We start from the raw sequence: 17,495 nt of genomic DNA, 5'->3' as shown, positions 1-17,495 counted from the left end.
AGCAAATGATTTTAAAATTAGCAGCTGCATAGTTATTAATTTGCAATAAGCTACAAAATCATATACCATGTCCCATAGGGACATTTAGTGGGTAGAACAACAAGAGAAACGATGATTAGCGTGCCGTAGGTACGCCTTGTGGGTTAATCTTCCTTCCCAAAGCTTTGCATTCTATTAGTAAAGGAATATTTCATAAACTCTGATGTACTACAACAATTCCTTGAATATATATTGTTGATCATATTCAATGGCAAATGCTTTCAACATATTTTGGTATTCAGTAAGAAAGTTTTGTTTTTTATGGTGAGCTTCCTGATTTTCAACGTAACTGATCACATCAGGTACATGGCTTTTTGAATAAGAGAAGGCACCATATCCTTCCTGCCATGCAAAATTTGAGGATAAGCCTTCTGCATTGATCCATTTAGAACTTTCTCCCTTTACATTTTGAATTAATGAAGAAATAGATTGGTGTGGGCGCATGCCTATAAACATATGGAGATGATCAGGCATGCTATTGATACGTAACATTTTATGGTTGTTGGATTGGCAGATTCCGGTGATGTATTGATGCAACTGTTCTTTCCATTGAGATTGTATGAGGCCTGTGCGATATTTTACGGCAAATACAAATTGTATATGCACCTGTGTATAGGTGTTAGCCATAATTTTTTGTACAATATAAAATATTTTACCGCAGTTTCGATAGAATGATATTACATGCCAATAAACGAATTAACCCACCAAGCGTACCTACGGCACGCTATTTCTTTCTCAATTACTACATGCTACCTACAAGATGTCCCTATGGGACATTAAAGAAATTGGCAAATACTTTTTCGCATTTAAATGCAACTCAAAATTGGCAAACTAAAAAGGTGTGAACCAAGTCGCCCTTTGCAAAGGAGGAAAGCAGGCATTCCGCAAAACGGGCACGTACTGAAGGGGGATTTGTTTCAAAGAGCATGGTCAAAATGCAAACTGAAAATTTAAAACATAATCAGTGCTCCGTTTAAATAATACAGTTAGTCTGTATTAATAAAAATATTCCCCTTGATTGAGGTCCCAACATAAGGTATCAACTGTATAAAGCGTTATCCATTGAACAAAATCCCCCTCTGGTAAGCTCAAAATGTGCGGAGAGACCGAGGTCCCCCTTTGCAAAGGGGGAAAGCAGGCATTCCGCAAATCGGGCATGTACTGAAGGGGGATTTGTTTCAAAGAGAATGGTCAAAATGCCACTGAAAATTCAAAACATAATTAGTGCTTCGTTTATATAATACAGTTAGCCTGCATTTATAAAATTATTCCCCTTGACAGAGGTTGCTAACATTAGCATCAACTGCATAAGGCGTTATCCATTGAACAAAATCCCCCTCTGGTAAGCTTACAATGTGCGGAGAGACCGAGGTCCCCCTTTGCAAAGGGGGAAAGCAGGCATTCCGCAAATCGGACACATACTGAAGGGGGATTTGTTTCAAAAAGAATGGTCAAAATGCAAACAGAAAATTTAAAAACGTTTACACCATTATAACAAGGTTGACTAGTTGAAAAGTTGACAAGTTGACAAGGAAAGGCAATAAAGAGCATCATGCCTTCTTTGTGCATAACACAACGCTTCCTATAAAACATTTACGCCGCTCAAGTGCAGTCCAAAGATCCTTCGTTCCTCAGGATGACAAGCATGGGCGTTTATATATTGCAGTTAGCTTGCTATTTTAAGGGGAATTGTATATTCATGCCTGGTAAATATTCGCTGCAATTATGCTCTCCAACCTATACCAATAGTTTGACCTAAAGAATGATTGCATATTATAGTTCTGCCCAGACCTAACGAACCAGAAACAAAAAACCAGAAACCAGAAACGCTTAAGCAGCATGCTTAAGCAAAAAAAATGGTATCTGGTAATTTGGTGGAAAATCTCCCTTAAACCTAATGGTCCATTCATAATCATCCATGTACAATTGTAAGTACTCGGTGTCTTCTGCACTCAGGGGTGCTTTCACTGTAATTTCCAGCTTGTTCTTCATCTTCTTTTCCTTCTCCCGCTTTGGCTCCTTCAGCCTTTCTGCCAGCTCTTGTTCAAAGGAAGAGAGCAAAAGGGTAAACTGCTCATTGGTTAAGGAAGTACGCTGTTGTTCAGTAAGGAAGGTATGCAGGGCTGTGAATACCCCTGGTTTATCCATTCCCTGCTTTAAACAAACAATGGCTATGGTCCTTACCTGTTTAAACAACTGCCTGTACCTTCTTTTAACCGGTACAAAGCGGTAGATGATCGAAGAGATGATATTGCCTGTACCAAACCTCTCAGCGCTTCTGCGGCTTCCTTCAAAGGCAGGATCACTCCAGAAGCGCTTACTGCTTACACCCGGAAGCATTCTTACCAAAAATCCCCATTCCACATCCTTATAAAAGTTGGTGTCACCATCCACGGTTCCTGTTGCTGTAACGTATCCTACTTGCCTGGCCATAACTGTATTAGATTTAATAGCTGCAAGTTTTTGAAAATCCCTCTCAGTTCAAAACCCCTATGTCCGTTTTGGCCGTTTTTGACCGATTTGACCGGTATTGACCGCTTTTGACCGTATTGGCCGGTTTTGTCCGTTTTCCTCTCTAACCAATTGATCCTTACTCCTTTTCCCCTCATTGAACATTGAACATTGAGCATTGCTCATTGAGCATTATTCCCCCTTCAACCCAAGAAAAGACCGCAATAAACAATGCCTCTCCGACCTAAACTCCCTTCATCATTCGTTATTCCTTGTTCATCTGTTCGATATTCCCCTCCTTCTCCCTATCTGAAGTATACCAGCGCCCAACCTTCAGTATAGCTACGGTATAGATACTGCGTGATCACCACGCAGTATCTATACCGCAGGTAGGGAGTAGATAGGGGGCAGCTATACTCCAGCTAAGGAGTAGCCGGGAATTAAAACAGCCGATGACAGGACCATGCTATATTGAAAATATGGGAATGAAAGCCAGGAAATAATTCTTTGATTCCTGGTAAATGAAAAGGGAGCCCGGTAAAAAAATGTGTAATGTAAAACCCGGGTGCAGGGGAAGGCCAGTAATCCTCTAACCTCCTCAAAATCCTCTCCACTCCTGGCAATCTTAGTTCTGTCAGGCTAAAGGAATATTGATGTCGGTTAGATGAAAAGCATTCGCTGCTTACCGGAAAATGTAAAAGTGCCCAGGTATTAAAATCTGGTAAAGTTTAAAGCAAGTAAGAGATATAGTACGCTTCCAAATTCCTCAAAAATCCTCTCCAATCCAGCCTATCTTAGTTCTTTACACCGCAAAGCTACTTCCGCATCCACAGGTACTTGATGCATTGGGATTTTTGAAAGTAAAGCCTCGGCTGTTCAATCCGCCCTGGTAATCAATTTCCATATCCAACAGGTACATTTCATGCGCCCTGTCTATGATAAAATTGAAACCGTCGGCTTCATACATATGGTCATTGGGTTTTTGGGTATCAAAGCCTAACAGGTAAGACATACCGGAACAACCACCGCCCTTCACTCCCACCCGCAGGTATTGGGTGGTATCAAAACCGGGTTCGCCTTTTAAGCGATTGACTTCGCTTATGGCGCCTTCTGTAAATTTTACCGGTGATAGTGTTTTCGTTTCCATAATGCAAAGTTATTTAATCCGGGGATCATGTTTGCTTGTTTGACTGTTAGCTGACAGAAGGTTAACAATCATATAAAAAGCAAGGAAGTTGTATGCCTTCGGCAAATGTCTTGTTCGTTTTTTTTGCTTGCCCAAAAAAAAGAACCCCCGAGTTCCGCTGCGCTCGTCGGGGCAGGCAAAAAAGGGCAGGCAAACCCTCCCGCCATGGCGGGACTTCCGCGGGTTTTGCCGGGCCTGCCCACAACGGTCAGAACTATTTATAGCTTGATGTATTATGATTACAGTTTTTCCTTGATAGTGTTTACTTTACTACATATTGCTAAGGTCTTAAGTTACAATCACGTGATATGCGCGGATACTGAAGGCACTGAATTGCGGACGGAGGGCTTCGGCCTAACTAAGTTTCAGTAATCGAATACCCGCAATGAGGTGCTGGAACAGTCTGAAAGATTGAAGTGTTTTTGCGTTTCGTTTGTTTGATGTTGTTTGATTTGGCATCAACTGTTTTGCCCCTTTCTCTGCGAAACTTTGCGGGAAACGCTGCGTCCTTCGCGTTACTTATTACGCAATGTGTATTAAGTGCAACTAATAAGATGAATCGTCTCTGCCTTCACCCATCTGCCAAACAGATTGCTTCGTTCCTCGCAATGACTTTTATTTATTGATTTTCCTTCGAAACTTCTCTTCCTTTCTCCCTTCGATATTCCTTGTTCTATTGTTCTGGGTTCCCTCTCCCTCGTCCGCCGAAGCTTTAGCGTAGGTGGATACTTATCAACTTGTCAACCTGTCAACTTTTCAACCCGCTTAACCTACCCTCACCTTCCCTCAAACAATACCTGCAAGGATGACCGTTTCCTATTAAATTTGCCACCATAATAAAATCTAATGGGAGTAACCGTAGTCAGTTTAGTTGTTTCAATCATTGCCCTTATATTGTCCCTATTTGTTTTTTTCCAGTTGAAAGACAAAGACAACAGCACACCGGACAGCTTTTCCACCCGGCCTTTACAGTTGCAGGCCTATGAAAGACTGGTGCTGCTATGCGAAAGGATCGCGCTGCCTAATTTGATCAGCCGCCTTTACCAACCCGGGCTTTCTGCCAAAGAAATGCAGGTATTCCTGATCGAGTCCATCAAACAGGAATATGAATACAATGCCTCACAGCAGATCTATGTGAGCCAGCAATCATGGGAAGCTGTAAGGAATTTAAGAGACCAGAATATGCTGATGATCAATACCATCTCCAAGACACTGGCACCAGAATCCACTGCGGCCGACCTGAATAAGAAGATCATTGAAGGACTGATGCACGAAGAAAAGGCAGCCCTGCACACCTATGTTGCTGATACCCTCAACAGCGAAGCGAAAAAGATCATGAAGTAGCTTTCTTCCAACAGGAGATTCTATAGGATGGTAAACCGTATATCAAAAGCTTTCAAATCATGAGTAAACCTGTATTCACCGATTCCGGTATAGAAATAAGAACCCTTTACTCCAAAGAAAATACCGGCGATATCATCCTTGAAGCGCCGGGTGCATTTCCTTTTACCCGTGGTGTGCAGCATGACATGTACAGGGGCAAGCTGTGGACAATGCGCCAGTATGCCGGTTTCTCTACTGCGGAAGAAAGCAATAAGCGTTACCATTATTTATTGTCACAGGGTGTCATGGGACTGAGCGTGGCCTTTGATCTGCCTACCCAAATAGGTTATGACAGTGACCATGAACTGGCCGAAGGTGAAGTTGGAAAAGTGGGTGTGGCCATTGACTCGATCGATGATATCGAAGCACTTTTCCACGATATTAAACTGGAAGATGTGTCCACTTCCATGACCATCAATTCCACGGCATTCATCCTGCTTTCGTTTTATGTGGCACTGGCCAAAAGACAGGGTGCAGACCTGAAGAAGCTGACTGGTACCATACAGAATGACATACTAAAAGAATATGCGGCACGGGGCACGTATATCTATCCTCCCAAGCCTTCCATGCGCATCATCACGGATATCTTCCAGTGGTGCAGCGCTGAACTGCCCAAATGGAATACCATCTCCATATCAGGTTACCATATCAGGGAAGCCGGGAGTACGGCCGTGCAGGAAATAGCTTTTACCTTAAGTAACGGTAAGGCCTATGTGCAGGCAGCTTTGGAAAAAGGCCTGGACATCAATGTTTTTGGCAAGCGCCTCTCCTTCTTCTTTAATGCACACAACAACCTGTTTGAAGAAGTAGCCAAATTCCGCGCCGCACGCCGCATGTGGGCCCGTATCATGAAAGACCTGGGTGCTACCGATCCAAAGGCTATGATGCTGCGGTTTCATACCCAGACCGGCGGCAGCACACTGACTGCACAACAACCATTGAACAATATAGCAAGGGTAACTGTGCAAACCCTGGCTGCCGTGTTAGGTGGTACACAATCCCTACACACCAATGGCTATGATGAGGCATTAAGCCTACCAACAGAAGAAGCGGCCCGTATAGCCTTGCGTACGCAGCAGATCGTGGCCTTTGAAAGCGGCGCTGCTGATACGGTTGATCCATTAGCGGGATCATTCTATGTAGAAAGCCTGACCAGGGAAGTGGAGGAAAAAGCATGGCAACTGATTGAAAAGATCGATGCTATGGGTGGCAGTGTGTCGGCTATTGAACAGGGATTCATTCAGGACGAGATCGCAAGAAGTGCCTACCTGTACCAGCGTCAAATAGAAAACAAGGAAAAGATCATTGTGGGTGTCAATAAATTCCAGGTAGACCAGGAAACCCCCATACCTGGCTTCCGTATCGATGATAGTATCAGGGAGCACCAGGTGGAGAAGCTCAAAAAACTAAGGGCAACGAGAGATGCCGCGAAGGCCAGTGCCAGCCTTGAAACGATCAGGCAAAAAGCCACGGGAAATGAGAACCTGATGCCTTCGGTAATAGAAGCAGTGGAGAATTATTGCACCCTGGGTGAAATAGCCGATGTACTAAGATCTGTGTTTGGTGAATACAAATAAGCCTTTTACGCGGTTGCATAAAAGGCTTATAAAGAATACGAAATAGTCCTTACATCTTTCCTTTAGAAATTGCCTGAATAGAATCCAGGTGCGTTTTCAATGTAGGTAAGGTCTTGCCTGCAAAATTGCGGATGTCCGCATCCTTGGCATCTTTTGATTCCTTCTCAAATTTGCTGACATCTTTTTTATGGTCACTCAACATCATGCCCACATAATGGGAATCGAAAGCCTTACCTGTCATTTTCTTCATGGCATCAAGGTGTTTGCGCATATCCGCTGGTAAACTATCCGGCAGCATTATACCTCTTCCTGAAACCAGTGATTTCAATTCATTATTGGCCGCTGAATGATCGCGCACCATCATGGCTCCGAAATCTTTCACTCTCTGGCTGGCTGCATTTTGCTGAGCCAGGTTACCGGCTTCTACTTCCATCATGCCGCCTTTGGCTGCTTCCAAAACGAACAGGCTGTCTTCCTTAGGAATGGGTGTCGTATTCATGGGAGTTGTTGTGGTTGGCGCTGTCGGGGTCTTAGCAGTGTCCATCCCCGTTGTTGAGGTTGTAGTTGTTGTTGAATCAGTGGTTTCCGTACTGGATTTATTGTTGCCGCAGGACCAGATGGTGGCGGCTAATAAAAGGGTTGAAAGGGCTAAGAAATTCTTTTTCATACATGAATGTTTGTTACTGGTTTTGCAGAAATTTTTATGCCACTATTAAGGATAGACTAAAATATTATTCACAACAACAAATATTCATCTATTTCTTCAACAGAACTTACTGAAGGTATTCCCTGCATGAATCTAAAAAACCTTTACTTTGTTTTTTAACCATTGATACGTATGAGAAAACTTGCCTGTATACTGAGCCTTTGTTTTTCACTGTCCTGTATAGCCCAAACCCCTTCCTTTGTCAGGGATAGCCTGGACCAGTATATCAATTCAGGTTTAAAGGACTGGGACATACCCGGGCTTGCCATCGTTATTGTAAAGGATGGGCAGGTAGTAGTATCCAAAGGATATGGCGTACGCAGCCTTGAAACGAAGCAGGCTGTAGATGAGCACACTTTGTTCATGATTGCCAGCAACACCAAATTGTTTACCGGCACAGCACTGGCATTGTTGGAAACAAGGGGAAAAATATCCCTTAATGACCGAATCACTAAATACTTTCCTGATTACCGGGTATATGACTCAACCGTTAATCACCTGGTAACCATCCGCGACCTGCTCACGCACAGGCTGGGCACCAAAACATTCCAGGGTGATTTTACCTTCTGGAATACAAAGCTCAGCAGGGAGGAGATCATGAAGAAAATGCGCCTGCTGAAACCTTCAGGCATTTTCAGGCAGGACTATGGCTATTGTAATAGTTGCTTCCTGGCTGCAGGACAGGTGATACCCAAGGTGACAGGAAAACAATGGGAGGAATTTATAAAAGATACGATCATCACACCCCTGCAGATGAATCAATCGCTTGTCTTGTCTACAGGCATTGCACAACAGGCCAATGTGGCTGTTCCCTACACTACTTCTTATACCGGCAAACTGGAAAAGGTGCCGTATGATAACTGGAACAACCTGGCTCCTGCCGCCAGTATCGTTAGCAATGTGAGTGATCTTTCCCATTGGCTGCTGATGCAACTGGACAGCGGCCGTTATAATGGCCAGCAGGTACTACCCTGGGCTGCCATTCAAAAGACAAGGGATGTTAACATCATTACCGGCAGCCGTAAATCTGGAATATACCCTATACATTTCCGTGGGTATGGCCTGGGATTGTTTGTTGCGGATTACAATGGCAGGCAGGTGTACTGGCATACCGGTGGTGCAGGTGGTATGGTGAGCAATGTTTGTTTTATACCGGAAGAAAAATTGGGCATCGCCATCCTTACCAATAATGACAACCAGAGCTTCTTTGAATTCCTGCGCTATCAAATCATGGATTCCTATTTGGGTGTACCCTATGTAAACAGGAGTAAGCAGCAACTGCAAAACTTCCAGGCAGAAATGGCAGGACAACTCAAAGAGATCGCTGACTGGAAGGCAAGGGTGAAAAACAATAAACCTGAGTTGCCTTTAACAGCTTACGCAGGTGTTTACAACAATGAATTGTATGGCCCCATTACTATCAGCCAGGTGGGCAACCGGTTGAAGATGAACTTCAGCGCCAAGCCGGATCTTTCGGCTACGCTGGATTATATGGACAATGGGGAGTGGCTGATGCAATACAACAATATCGAGTATGGCATTTTCAATATCAAGTTTGCTATTGAAGGTAAAAAAGTAAAGTCGGTAATTACCCGGCAGAATGAATTCGTGGAATACGATCCTTATACCTTCATCAAAAAATAAATGCGGAAGGATTTGAGATCTTACTGGTAGGCCTCAAATCCTTCATTCAATTTAATACCCAGGGATTGGGCCAGCTCATTGACCTTGCGGACAAAGGAAAAATCACTGATGATGTTTTTGATGCTGTTGATATCATCAGCAAAGATCCTGTCCTCTTCGGCAAAGCCTGCAAACTGCCGTACAAAATCGTGTGCCCCTTCCAGTAAGGCGCTACTTTTTAAAGGCCTGCGAAACTCAATGGCCTGGCAGGCGCTCATGAGTTCTATGGCCAGTATAAATTCCAGGTTGTCAATCACGCGGTTGATTTTGCGCCCGCTAATGCTTCCCATGCTTACATGATCTTCCTGTCCCAGTGAAGTTGGAATACTGTCAGCGCTGCTGGGGAAGCAAAGCGTTTTATTTTCCGTGACCAGTGCGGCAGTGGTGTATTGTGGAATCATGAAGCCACTGTTCAATCCCACGTTGTTCATCAGCAGCATGGGCAATCCCCATTTACCTTCCAGCAGCAGGTAACAGCGGCGGTCTGATATATTACCAATTTCAGCAGAAGCAAAACAGGCATAGTCTAACGGAAGCGCTAATGGCTGTCCATGGAAATTGCCACCGCTGATGGTATCATCCTCACCAAAAACAACCGGGTTGTCGGTAACGGAATTGGCTTCTATTTCAACCAGGTCCTTCAGGTGTTTCCAGGCATTGCGCGAGGCGCCGTGCACCTGTGGCATACAGCGCAGCGAATAGGGATCCTGCACCCTGCCGCAATCAATATGGCTTTGCATGATCTCTGAATGATCAAGCAATAGTCTGAGTCTTTGCGCTACCAGTGTATTTCCCTCGAATGGCCGGAGCTGGTGCAATCGTATATCAAAGGGCGCCTTGGTGCCTGTCAATGCCTCGAGGCTCATGGCCCCGATCACATCAGCAGCCTCCAGGCAGTTGTGCATTCGTTGCACAGCCTTGATGCCAAATGCAAGGATGAACTGTGTTCCGTTTATGAGCGCCAGGCCTTCCTTTGGTCCCAGTTGTATGGGTTGCAAAGAAAACCGTTTGAATATTTCCTGTGTCCTGTACCTCTTACCTTCATAGAACACTTCTCCCAAGCCTATCAGGGGAAGGAACAGATGCGCCAGCGGCGCCAGGTCACCCGAAGCCCCTACACTACCTTTTTCAGGAACTACGGGGATCACGTTTTGTTCTATATGCCACAGGATGCGTTGCAGGGTGCTTAGCTGGATGCCCGAGTAGCCCTGGGCCAGTGCATGCACCTTGGTGATCAGCATTAGTTTGGCAATATCCAGGGGAACCGGATCACCTACACCAACACTATGACTTTGCAAGATCTTGTATTGTAAGGTGGCTGTATCGGCATCATTGATCCTGGTATTGGCCAGTATGCCAAAGCCTGTGGTAACGCCATAGACCGTTTTATTGGCATCGGCCATGCGCTGGATATGTTGCTGGCTTTGTTGTATCCTGCCTATTACATCTGGGTCTAATTTTCCTTCTAATCCGCCTTCAGCCAGTGATATGGCCTTTTGAACTGTCAGTTTTTCTTTTCCGTAGAAAAAGGGCTGCTTCATAATTTGATGGTCGAAAATAACTTATATCTTACAGCCACAAGCCACTATTTATTCCATTATGGAAAACCTGATATTCCTGCTCACAGCATCGCTGGTGCTGTATAAGTCTGCCAGAAAGCCAAAGAAGATCCGCATTGGCGATACCCATTGTTCGGTGCTGTTTTCCCCAGATGCTGTTTTTGATTATACCAGGTCTGATGAAGGTGATGAATTGTATTTTGCCGAGTACACGGAAAAAGAAGTGACCTATGGCGTATTGTGTGCCCGTATCAGCAGCAGGGTGCCGTTGGATGAAGCCAGGGATATCATGGACTCTTATTTGGAAAGGCTGCACAAGCCATTCCATGCATTGTATAATACAGGTATTGATCTCTGTCAACCTTTGGAGCCAGAAACAAGCTGCATTGAAATGGTGGATTACTGGCAGGATGAAGACGAGATGGACTGGAAAGTAAAGGGATATACCGATGGACAGATCATTGCGGTATTGTATGTGAAAAACATCAATCAGAGCACCGTGGAGCAGCAGGACCTGTTTTTAGACAGCTTTTCGATGCATTAATCCTTCATAATATTTTGGATTCTCTTATATTTGCCGCTCTTTAAAAGGTCCGGTAGCTCAGTTGGATAGAGCAACTGCCTTCTAAGCAGTAGGTCATTGGTTCGAATCCAATCCGGATCACAGTTAAATTTATTAAGCCTTAAAAGTATTGACTTTTAAGGCTTTTTTATCTGATATAGAAAGTAATATCATTCTCTCTATCTCCTTTGCTGTAAACAAATGACTCCCCGGAAAAAGTAGCTATTAGTTTTGGAGCAACAACTTTGGAAGCTCATGGTTCCATTCACATTTTCAAATTGAAAACCGATAGCTAGCTCGAGACTCTCTTGAGAAACAATATTGAATATAGAAATTTAAAGAATTAAATAGGATTTGTGTAATTGAACCTGAAAAATTGTTTTAGAATAAAATACTCAATCGGTAATACTGCCTTACTGTACATTCGATTTCTTGGAATAAGTGAACTCATTAAACGAAGTTTTAAGGAATAAACAACAATCTTTCCAAACATTATAAAAGATTCAATTCGATTATCGCGAAAGTGTCCATCCATTTCAAATGTTTCAAATTCGGCAATTGCACCTCCATGCACGTAAGAAGATGTTACATTATATATATTCAACAAAATAGGAAGTTGCTCATGGTACAATCTTGAATCTTTATCCTGCTTTTCATTGTGGAGTAAATACTTAATGATGTTATCTATCCGATAAAAACTGTTCCATACCTCCATGAGCTTATCTTTTTCTTGAACACTAAGTTTCGCATACTCATCATACCTGGCTTGTAAGTCTAAAAATTGCGGTGCAAGTTGGTCTTGAGATATCCGTTCAACTTTCAAATCGTAACTTAATCTTTTCAAATGGTCTGCATATCTGTATTCATTATAATATTGACGTCCTACAGAATCTGAGAATTCCAATTGTGATTTTACTGCTATGTAGTAAGTCACAATATAATGTTCAAATAAGACACGAGTAAGCACGTTTGAAACATAAAAGCTATCACAAGAAATAAGTTTTTCAATTACCAAATCCATTTTTTTAATTCCATTGTAGACAGCTCTATTGCTATATGGATATTTAGACAATTCAATGTCTGCCTTTAAATCAAGTTCGTAGTTCTTGAACAGTGCATTCATTAAGCCATATTGAATCTGGACATCCGCGTTTTTTTCTTTCAACTCTGGACTCATAAAGACTAAAATAGGCGAATTCTGTGATTGTCAAAAGGCAAACTGGATAGTGAACTTTTAAGGATACAACAAATACTTTTTCCGCATCACTTTATACTGAATTAATCCAGGCTCCCAACTAGTGCGGATCTCTTTTTCAGATTTACCATCAATGATCTGTTTTCGGAACAATGCGGAGCCAGTCAATCTTTCAATCACTCCCATTTCCTTGCTTAGTTTGGAATCAAAGAACTGTTCTTTGTTAGGAGAAGCCTTGTACAGTTCCATTATCCACTGTAGGTTGATCTGCTTCTTTTGTCGAAGTTGCTCTACATCATACTGGCGCAGGTCAAGCCCATAGCATACCTGGTTCATGAAGAGTGGTGTTTCAGCCATGCCCTTTATTCCTTTTGGTATGTAGTTGAAAGTGTATTTTCCTTTTAGTTCCGGGCTGCCAATGACCGTAAAGGGAAAATAAGTACCGCGGCCATGGTTAAGGTAGGTGCCCTCAAATAAACAGGTGGAAGGATAGAGCATGATGGCCTGCTGCGTATTTAAGTTGGGGGAAGGGCTTACCGGCAGTACATAGGGCATATCGTGGTTGTAGTTAGCCAGCTTAATGATGCGCAGCTTGCATTGTACTTTATTGGTCAACCATCCTTCCCCATTGGCCATCTGCGCAAATTCACCCACCGTCAATCCATGTGCTATAGGGATGGGAAACATACCAATGCCTGATTTGAATTGCATATCCAGCACCGGGCCGTCAACCAGGTATCCATTAGGGTTGGGCCTGTCCAGGATCAACAGCTCTTTGCCGTTTTCAGCACAGGCCTCCATCAAACGGGCCAACGCATTGATATTGGTATAGAACCGGCAGCCTACATCCTGCAGGTCATAGATAACGATGTCTACATCTGCAAGGTCTTCTTTTGTTGGCTTATTTTTCTTTCCATATAAAGAGATCACGGGTATACCTGTGGCCAGATCAGTTTCATCGGCAACAGAAGCACCGGCACTGGCATTGCCCCGGAAGCCATGTTCCGGCCCAAAGACCTTAACGATTTGAATGCCGAGGGTTTGCAAACTATCCACCAAGTGTTTTTTGCCAATAATGGTTGTATGGTTGGCTAGCATGGCCACCCTTTTACCTTTCAGGTAAGGCAGGTATTTACCTGTTTGTTCTGCACCGGTTTGTATACTGCTCTTAGTTTCATTGTGAATGGAAGAAGGTGGATCCTTATGGAAAAGGAAGGTGCCAGCTATGAGAATAAGAGATACAATCAATTTCATGGAGACGATTTTATTTATTAGCGGTTATGCTGAATGGTTATTCGAACGGAACACCTTAGTCATTGATAAATGTTCTAAAGTAACCAATTATTCCACTTCTCCCCGCTTGTCTTGACTGGCCAGTGGTCAAACTGGTTCATAGCAATAATATCCGCATAAAATATTTTTGTGCCGGTGGTTACATTTTCTTACCCGGCTCGTACTTAGTAATAGATTGAGAGCAATGGCCATCAAACGACATATATGTAAACCTCCTGCATTTTTTACCCCGTTCCGGGGCAAAACCGTATTTTCATCAAAGCGGAGCCCGAAATTTCCTGCTTCATGAAAACATCCTTTTACATATTGCCCTTTGCCTGCCTGCTGATCTTTTCCTGTAAAAAAGATACCATAGCTCCCAGGGAACAATTGGATTATGGCGACTCGCTGTTTTATTTGAAGCCCGGCAACTATACGCTATCCCCGTCCAATGCAATAGCCGGCACTTATACTGCCTTCCCGGACAATCTTTTGATTGATAATACCACAGGTGTCATCACCATAGCACTGAAAGGGAAAGATGGACAAAGCCAGACAGGGTTGAAATATAAGATCAGCTTCAGGGCTTCCAACAGCGATCTTACAGATTCAACCTTTATAACGATATCAGGTATCAACTACCTGGACGGTTTTCATTACCTGGCACAAAATGATTCCATCGTTGCTCCCACCTACAATGCCAATAACAGCCTGGCTTTACCAGCTGGAAATTATAGCATAGGCGCTGACAGCAAGCTGGCCATCAACCCGGCCAATGGTCAAATCAATATCAATGAATCCATCAGAAGGGGTTATTTTGATGACCCCACGCATGGCAGCTGGAAACAAACCACCATCAAATACGCGATCAACGATAAGAGCAATGCCATAGAAAACCAGCTGGATATCATCCTTTATCATTACAACAACCTTGCAGATGTGCCAACCAATGTGAGTGGGCTGATGCAGGCGCACCAGTCTTTGTCATTAGGCCTGAACCGCATGGCCATTCCTTCCACCCCTGCACCTATAGATAATAACCTGTCCAGTAACCTATCTTTATCAAAGCCAAGACCGCCCTGTATCGTGATCATTGGCCACTAAAATGAAAATCGTTTACTGCTTATTTTCCTGCACCTGTTTATTGCTGCTACTGTACTGCTTTTCACAGGCTACCCGTAACCTGCCCTCGCCAATTTTGGAACAATATCACAAGGCTAATCAATATTATAACGAAGCCTTACAATATCCCAATGATGATCAAAAAGAAGGCAGGTTGAATCAGTTGGCTTTACAGGAGTTCAAATCTCTTTTGCGTAAGTTTAGTGATCAAAAGACCATCGATACAGTGCAGTTCTTTTCCTGCATCAAATTGGGCGAACTGGAAAGTTATTTTGACAGCACCGATAAGGCCCTGGATTATTACCGCCAGGCCCTGGATATGCAACCAAAACTTCCGTTTCTACCCGATTCGCTGTATTTCAAACCTATGCTATTTGCCGGGCTTATTTACTACCAGCAAAGCCAAACTGACAGTGCTGCCCGTTATTTTAAAAAAGCAGAGGCCATACAAAAGCATTATACCCATCAACTTCTGGAAAGTGAACGTTTGTACAATATGCTTGGCGCCATTTATTATGAGTCGGGCAATTACTACCAGGCAAAAAATTACTTTTTAAAAGCAGTTGAAACACTTCCGAAAAGCCATTCCTTTTTTAAGGGTTTGTTTGTAAACTATCATATCAACCTGGCAACTGTGCTCTTTAAATTAGAAGAATATGATACTGCCAGTAAAATATACCACGACCTATTGCCCTACCACATATACCAGGACGAGATCTATAATAATATCGGGCTGGTCAATCTTTATTCTCATCAGCCAGAAAAGGCTATTGAATATTTCGGGAAAGTAACATATAATAACTTTTTACAACTGGGCTTGCTGAATGATATAGCCGCTGCCTGGCTGGATCTAAAAAACTATACCACTGCAGAAAAATACCTGCGACTTGCCATCAGTAAAAATCCTGCTTACTATAAACAGGACCACAATAAAGACCTGGGGCGAAGTTGTAAGTTGATGGGGGATATTAAAAAAGCATCCAATGATCTTGCAGGAGCCTTGGCCTGGTATCAAAAGGCCTGCAATCAACTATATCCTGGATTTACAGACAGCTCCATACATGCAGTTCCACGCCAGTTTTCAGGGGTATTTTCTTATATAGATCTTTTCAATGTTCTTGTGGCCAAAGCGGAAACATGGCATTTGCTGTACCAGCAAACACGGGACCTGCGGGATGCTGAAGAAGAATTGAATACCTATGCATCTGCTTTTGCCCTGGTTGCCTACGTGGAAAGAACGTATGATAGTGACCAGGCCAGGTTGTTCCTTGGAAAAATTAAATACGCTATCCATTCCAGGCCCATAGAAATTGCCTATGAACTCTATGCCAGGACCCACGATAAAAGATATTTGGAAAATCTTTACAATTTTGACCAGCAGAACAAGGCCTCAGTTTTGGCATTCAACCAGGAGTTCTCAGAGCTGGCGCAAAAAAGCAACCTGCCTTTCTTACAAGAAGTGCAGGACCTGAAAAGAAAGATCACCACCCTGTCGATAAAGGCCAATGAAATCACTGATAGCGCTGATATTGTTGCATCGGCAGCTACCATACGAAACCTGGAGATGGAACTCGGTAAGAAGCAGGAAACATTGGCCAATGAGATTGCTTTGCCTTCCAATACCGTCAAGGCTGTGAGTGATCTCCAGGCAAACGTGCTCGATGATGAAACCGCCATCCTCTCCTATACCCTTTCCGATGACAAGCTCACCAAAACAGTCATTACCAGGGATTCTTTTAACTGTTACCAGGATACCCTATCACTTAATTTTCATGCGCAGCTTCAAGGCTATATCCAATCCTTATTGGCTCCTTCCGATACTTTCTCCCGGGAAACATCAAAGGTTTTGTATGCTACTCTGGTCAAACCCATTGGTAGTAAGATCAAACACCTGGTCTTCATCCCTGACAATGAATTGTGTTACCTCCCTTTTGAAACCCTGGTGGATGAGAAGGACAAATACCTGGTAGAAAACTATTCGGTGCAATACCAATATTCCACCTCGATATTGAAAAGATCAGCTGCCCGGTTCAGGGGTCATCAAACTTTGTCTTTTGCACCTTTTGCTTCCCGAGCAGGACAAGGCTTTGGAAGGTTACCGAATTCGCTTTCCGAGGTAGCTGCATTGAGCGGTAAAAAATACGTTGATACCGCAGCCACTAAAGAAAGCCTGTTGAATCACCTGCAGGATTACAAGGTCATTCACCTGGCCACCCATGCTGTAGTGAACAACAGGGAGAACAGCTTTTCCTACATTATGTTTTCGGGAGCTGACAGCATTCAAAGCAGGTTATACCTGGGCGAGATCTATAATCTTCCTTTACAACATACGGACCTGGTCATTCTGAGTGCCTGTGAAACAGGGGCAGGTAATTTCATAAAGGGTGAAGGTGTGATGAGTTTAAGCCGGTCCTTCAGCTATGCTGGATGCTCCAATATTGTTACCACTTTATGGAAAGCAGATGATTATTCGACAGCCTACCTTAGTAACAAGATCCATGATTATTTAGACAAAGGACTCACCATTGACAAGGCTCTTCAACAAGCTAAGCTCGATTACCTGGGTGATAAAAAGATCAATCCCCGGTTAAAGCAACCTTACTACTGGTCGCACCTTGTATTTTTAGGCAATGTTTCAGAGAATAATTTATTTCCCTGGACATGGGTGGTACTTGCCATAGCCCTTGGTCTTCTTATTCTTATAGGGATATTCATAAAAAGGTCCCGAAAACCCGGGACCCGTTTTTCATAGGTTGAGCC

At 43.4% G+C, this 17,495-nt stretch carries 13 protein-coding genes and 1 tRNA gene; 7 read left to right on the top strand and 7 right to left on the bottom strand.

The window, feature by feature from the left end; genetic code table 11:
• Positions 1-207: 207 nt before the first annotated feature.
• The 3 genes from tnpA to BP74_RS05000 all read right to left on the bottom strand — a co-directional run bounded on the left by tnpA (position 208) and on the right by BP74_RS05000 (position 3,637).
• Positions 208-666 (bottom strand): IS200/IS605 family transposase, encoded by a 459-nt coding sequence (tnpA, locus tag BP74_RS05010; RefSeq protein WP_496371685.1) that lies wholly within the window; start codon positions 664-666, stop codon positions 208-210.
• A 1,203-nt stretch (positions 667-1,869) separates the two neighbouring features.
• Positions 1,870-2,472 (bottom strand): hypothetical protein, encoded by a 603-nt coding sequence (locus tag BP74_RS05005; RefSeq protein ID WP_496371683.1) that lies wholly within the window; start codon positions 2,470-2,472, stop codon positions 1,870-1,872.
• Between the two features lie 820 nt (positions 2,473-3,292).
• The gene (locus BP74_RS05000; RefSeq protein ID WP_496371681.1) at positions 3,293-3,637 is read right to left on the bottom strand and encodes a HesB/IscA family protein; all 345 of its coding nucleotides are present in this window, start codon (positions 3,635-3,637) and stop codon (positions 3,293-3,295) included.
• Positions 3,638-4,522: 885 nt separating this feature from the next.
• On the opposite strand from BP74_RS05000, the gene BP74_RS04995 reads away from it, so the two are divergent.
• Complete coding sequence (locus tag BP74_RS04995) at positions 4,523-5,020, top strand: DUF7935 family protein (protein WP_496371679.1); 498 nt, start codon at positions 4,523-4,525, stop codon at positions 5,018-5,020.
• Between the two features lie 59 nt (positions 5,021-5,079).
• The gene (locus BP74_RS04990) at positions 5,080-6,636 is read left to right on the top strand and encodes an acyl-CoA mutase large subunit family protein (RefSeq protein ID WP_496371677.1); all 1,557 of its coding nucleotides are present in this window, start codon (positions 5,080-5,082) and stop codon (positions 6,634-6,636) included.
• Between the two features lie 49 nt (positions 6,637-6,685).
• On the opposite strand, the gene BP74_RS04985 is transcribed toward BP74_RS04990, so the two are convergent.
• A complete protein-coding gene (locus BP74_RS04985) occupies positions 6,686-7,303 on the bottom strand; it encodes a DUF4142 domain-containing protein (protein ID WP_496371675.1) in 618 nt (205 codons plus the stop codon).
• 171 nt (positions 7,304-7,474) lie between these two features.
• Here BP74_RS04985 and BP74_RS04980 point away from each other — a divergent pair, with 171 nt between their 5' ends.
• Complete coding sequence (locus BP74_RS04980; protein WP_496371673.1) at positions 7,475-8,986, top strand: serine hydrolase; 1,512 nt, start codon at positions 7,475-7,477, stop codon at positions 8,984-8,986.
• Positions 8,987-9,006: 20 nt separating this feature from the next.
• Here BP74_RS04980 and hutH read toward each other — a convergent pair whose 3' ends face one another.
• Positions 9,007-10,566, bottom strand: coding sequence for a histidine ammonia-lyase (gene hutH, locus BP74_RS04975; RefSeq protein WP_496371671.1), 1,560 nt, complete (start codon positions 10,564-10,566; stop codon positions 9,007-9,009).
• Between the two features lie 58 nt (positions 10,567-10,624).
• On the opposite strand from hutH, the gene BP74_RS04970 reads away from it, so the two are divergent.
• Together BP74_RS04970 and BP74_RS04965 are read left to right on the top strand one after the other, a co-directional pair.
• On the top strand, positions 10,625-11,128 hold the full coding sequence (locus tag BP74_RS04970; protein WP_496371669.1) for a hypothetical protein: 504 nt from the start codon (positions 10,625-10,627) through the stop codon (positions 11,126-11,128).
• 46 nt (positions 11,129-11,174) lie between these two features.
• Positions 11,175-11,248 (top strand) — tRNA-Arg (locus BP74_RS04965).
• Positions 11,249-11,489: 241 nt separating this feature from the next.
• On the opposite strand, the gene BP74_RS04960 is transcribed toward BP74_RS04965, so the two are convergent.
• Positions 11,490-12,323 carry a hypothetical protein gene (locus BP74_RS04960; protein ID WP_496371667.1) on the bottom strand — a complete coding sequence of 278 codons (834 nt, stop codon included), beginning with the start codon at positions 12,321-12,323 and terminating at the stop codon, positions 11,490-11,492.
• 57 nt (positions 12,324-12,380) lie between these two features.
• Entirely contained in the window at positions 12,381-13,595 is a 1,215-nt protein-coding gene (locus BP74_RS04955) for an exo-beta-N-acetylmuramidase NamZ family protein (RefSeq protein ID WP_496371665.1), read from the bottom strand.
• 324 nt (positions 13,596-13,919) lie between these two features.
• On the opposite strand from BP74_RS04955, the gene BP74_RS04950 reads away from it, so the two are divergent.
• Both BP74_RS04950 and BP74_RS04945 read left to right on the top strand, forming a co-directional pair.
• The gene (locus BP74_RS04950) at positions 13,920-14,717 is read left to right on the top strand and encodes a hypothetical protein (protein WP_496371663.1); all 798 of its coding nucleotides are present in this window, start codon (positions 13,920-13,922) and stop codon (positions 14,715-14,717) included.
• A 94-nt stretch (positions 14,718-14,811) separates the two neighbouring features.
• Positions 14,812-17,487, top strand: coding sequence for a CHAT domain-containing protein (locus BP74_RS04945; protein ID WP_496371661.1), 2,676 nt, complete (start codon positions 14,812-14,814; stop codon positions 17,485-17,487).
• Positions 17,488-17,495 lie beyond the last annotated feature (8 nt).

This window comes from Flavisolibacter ginsengiterrae DSM 18136, from assembly GCF_059568575.1.
This window is presented reverse-complemented; position numbering and strand designations above follow the sequence as displayed.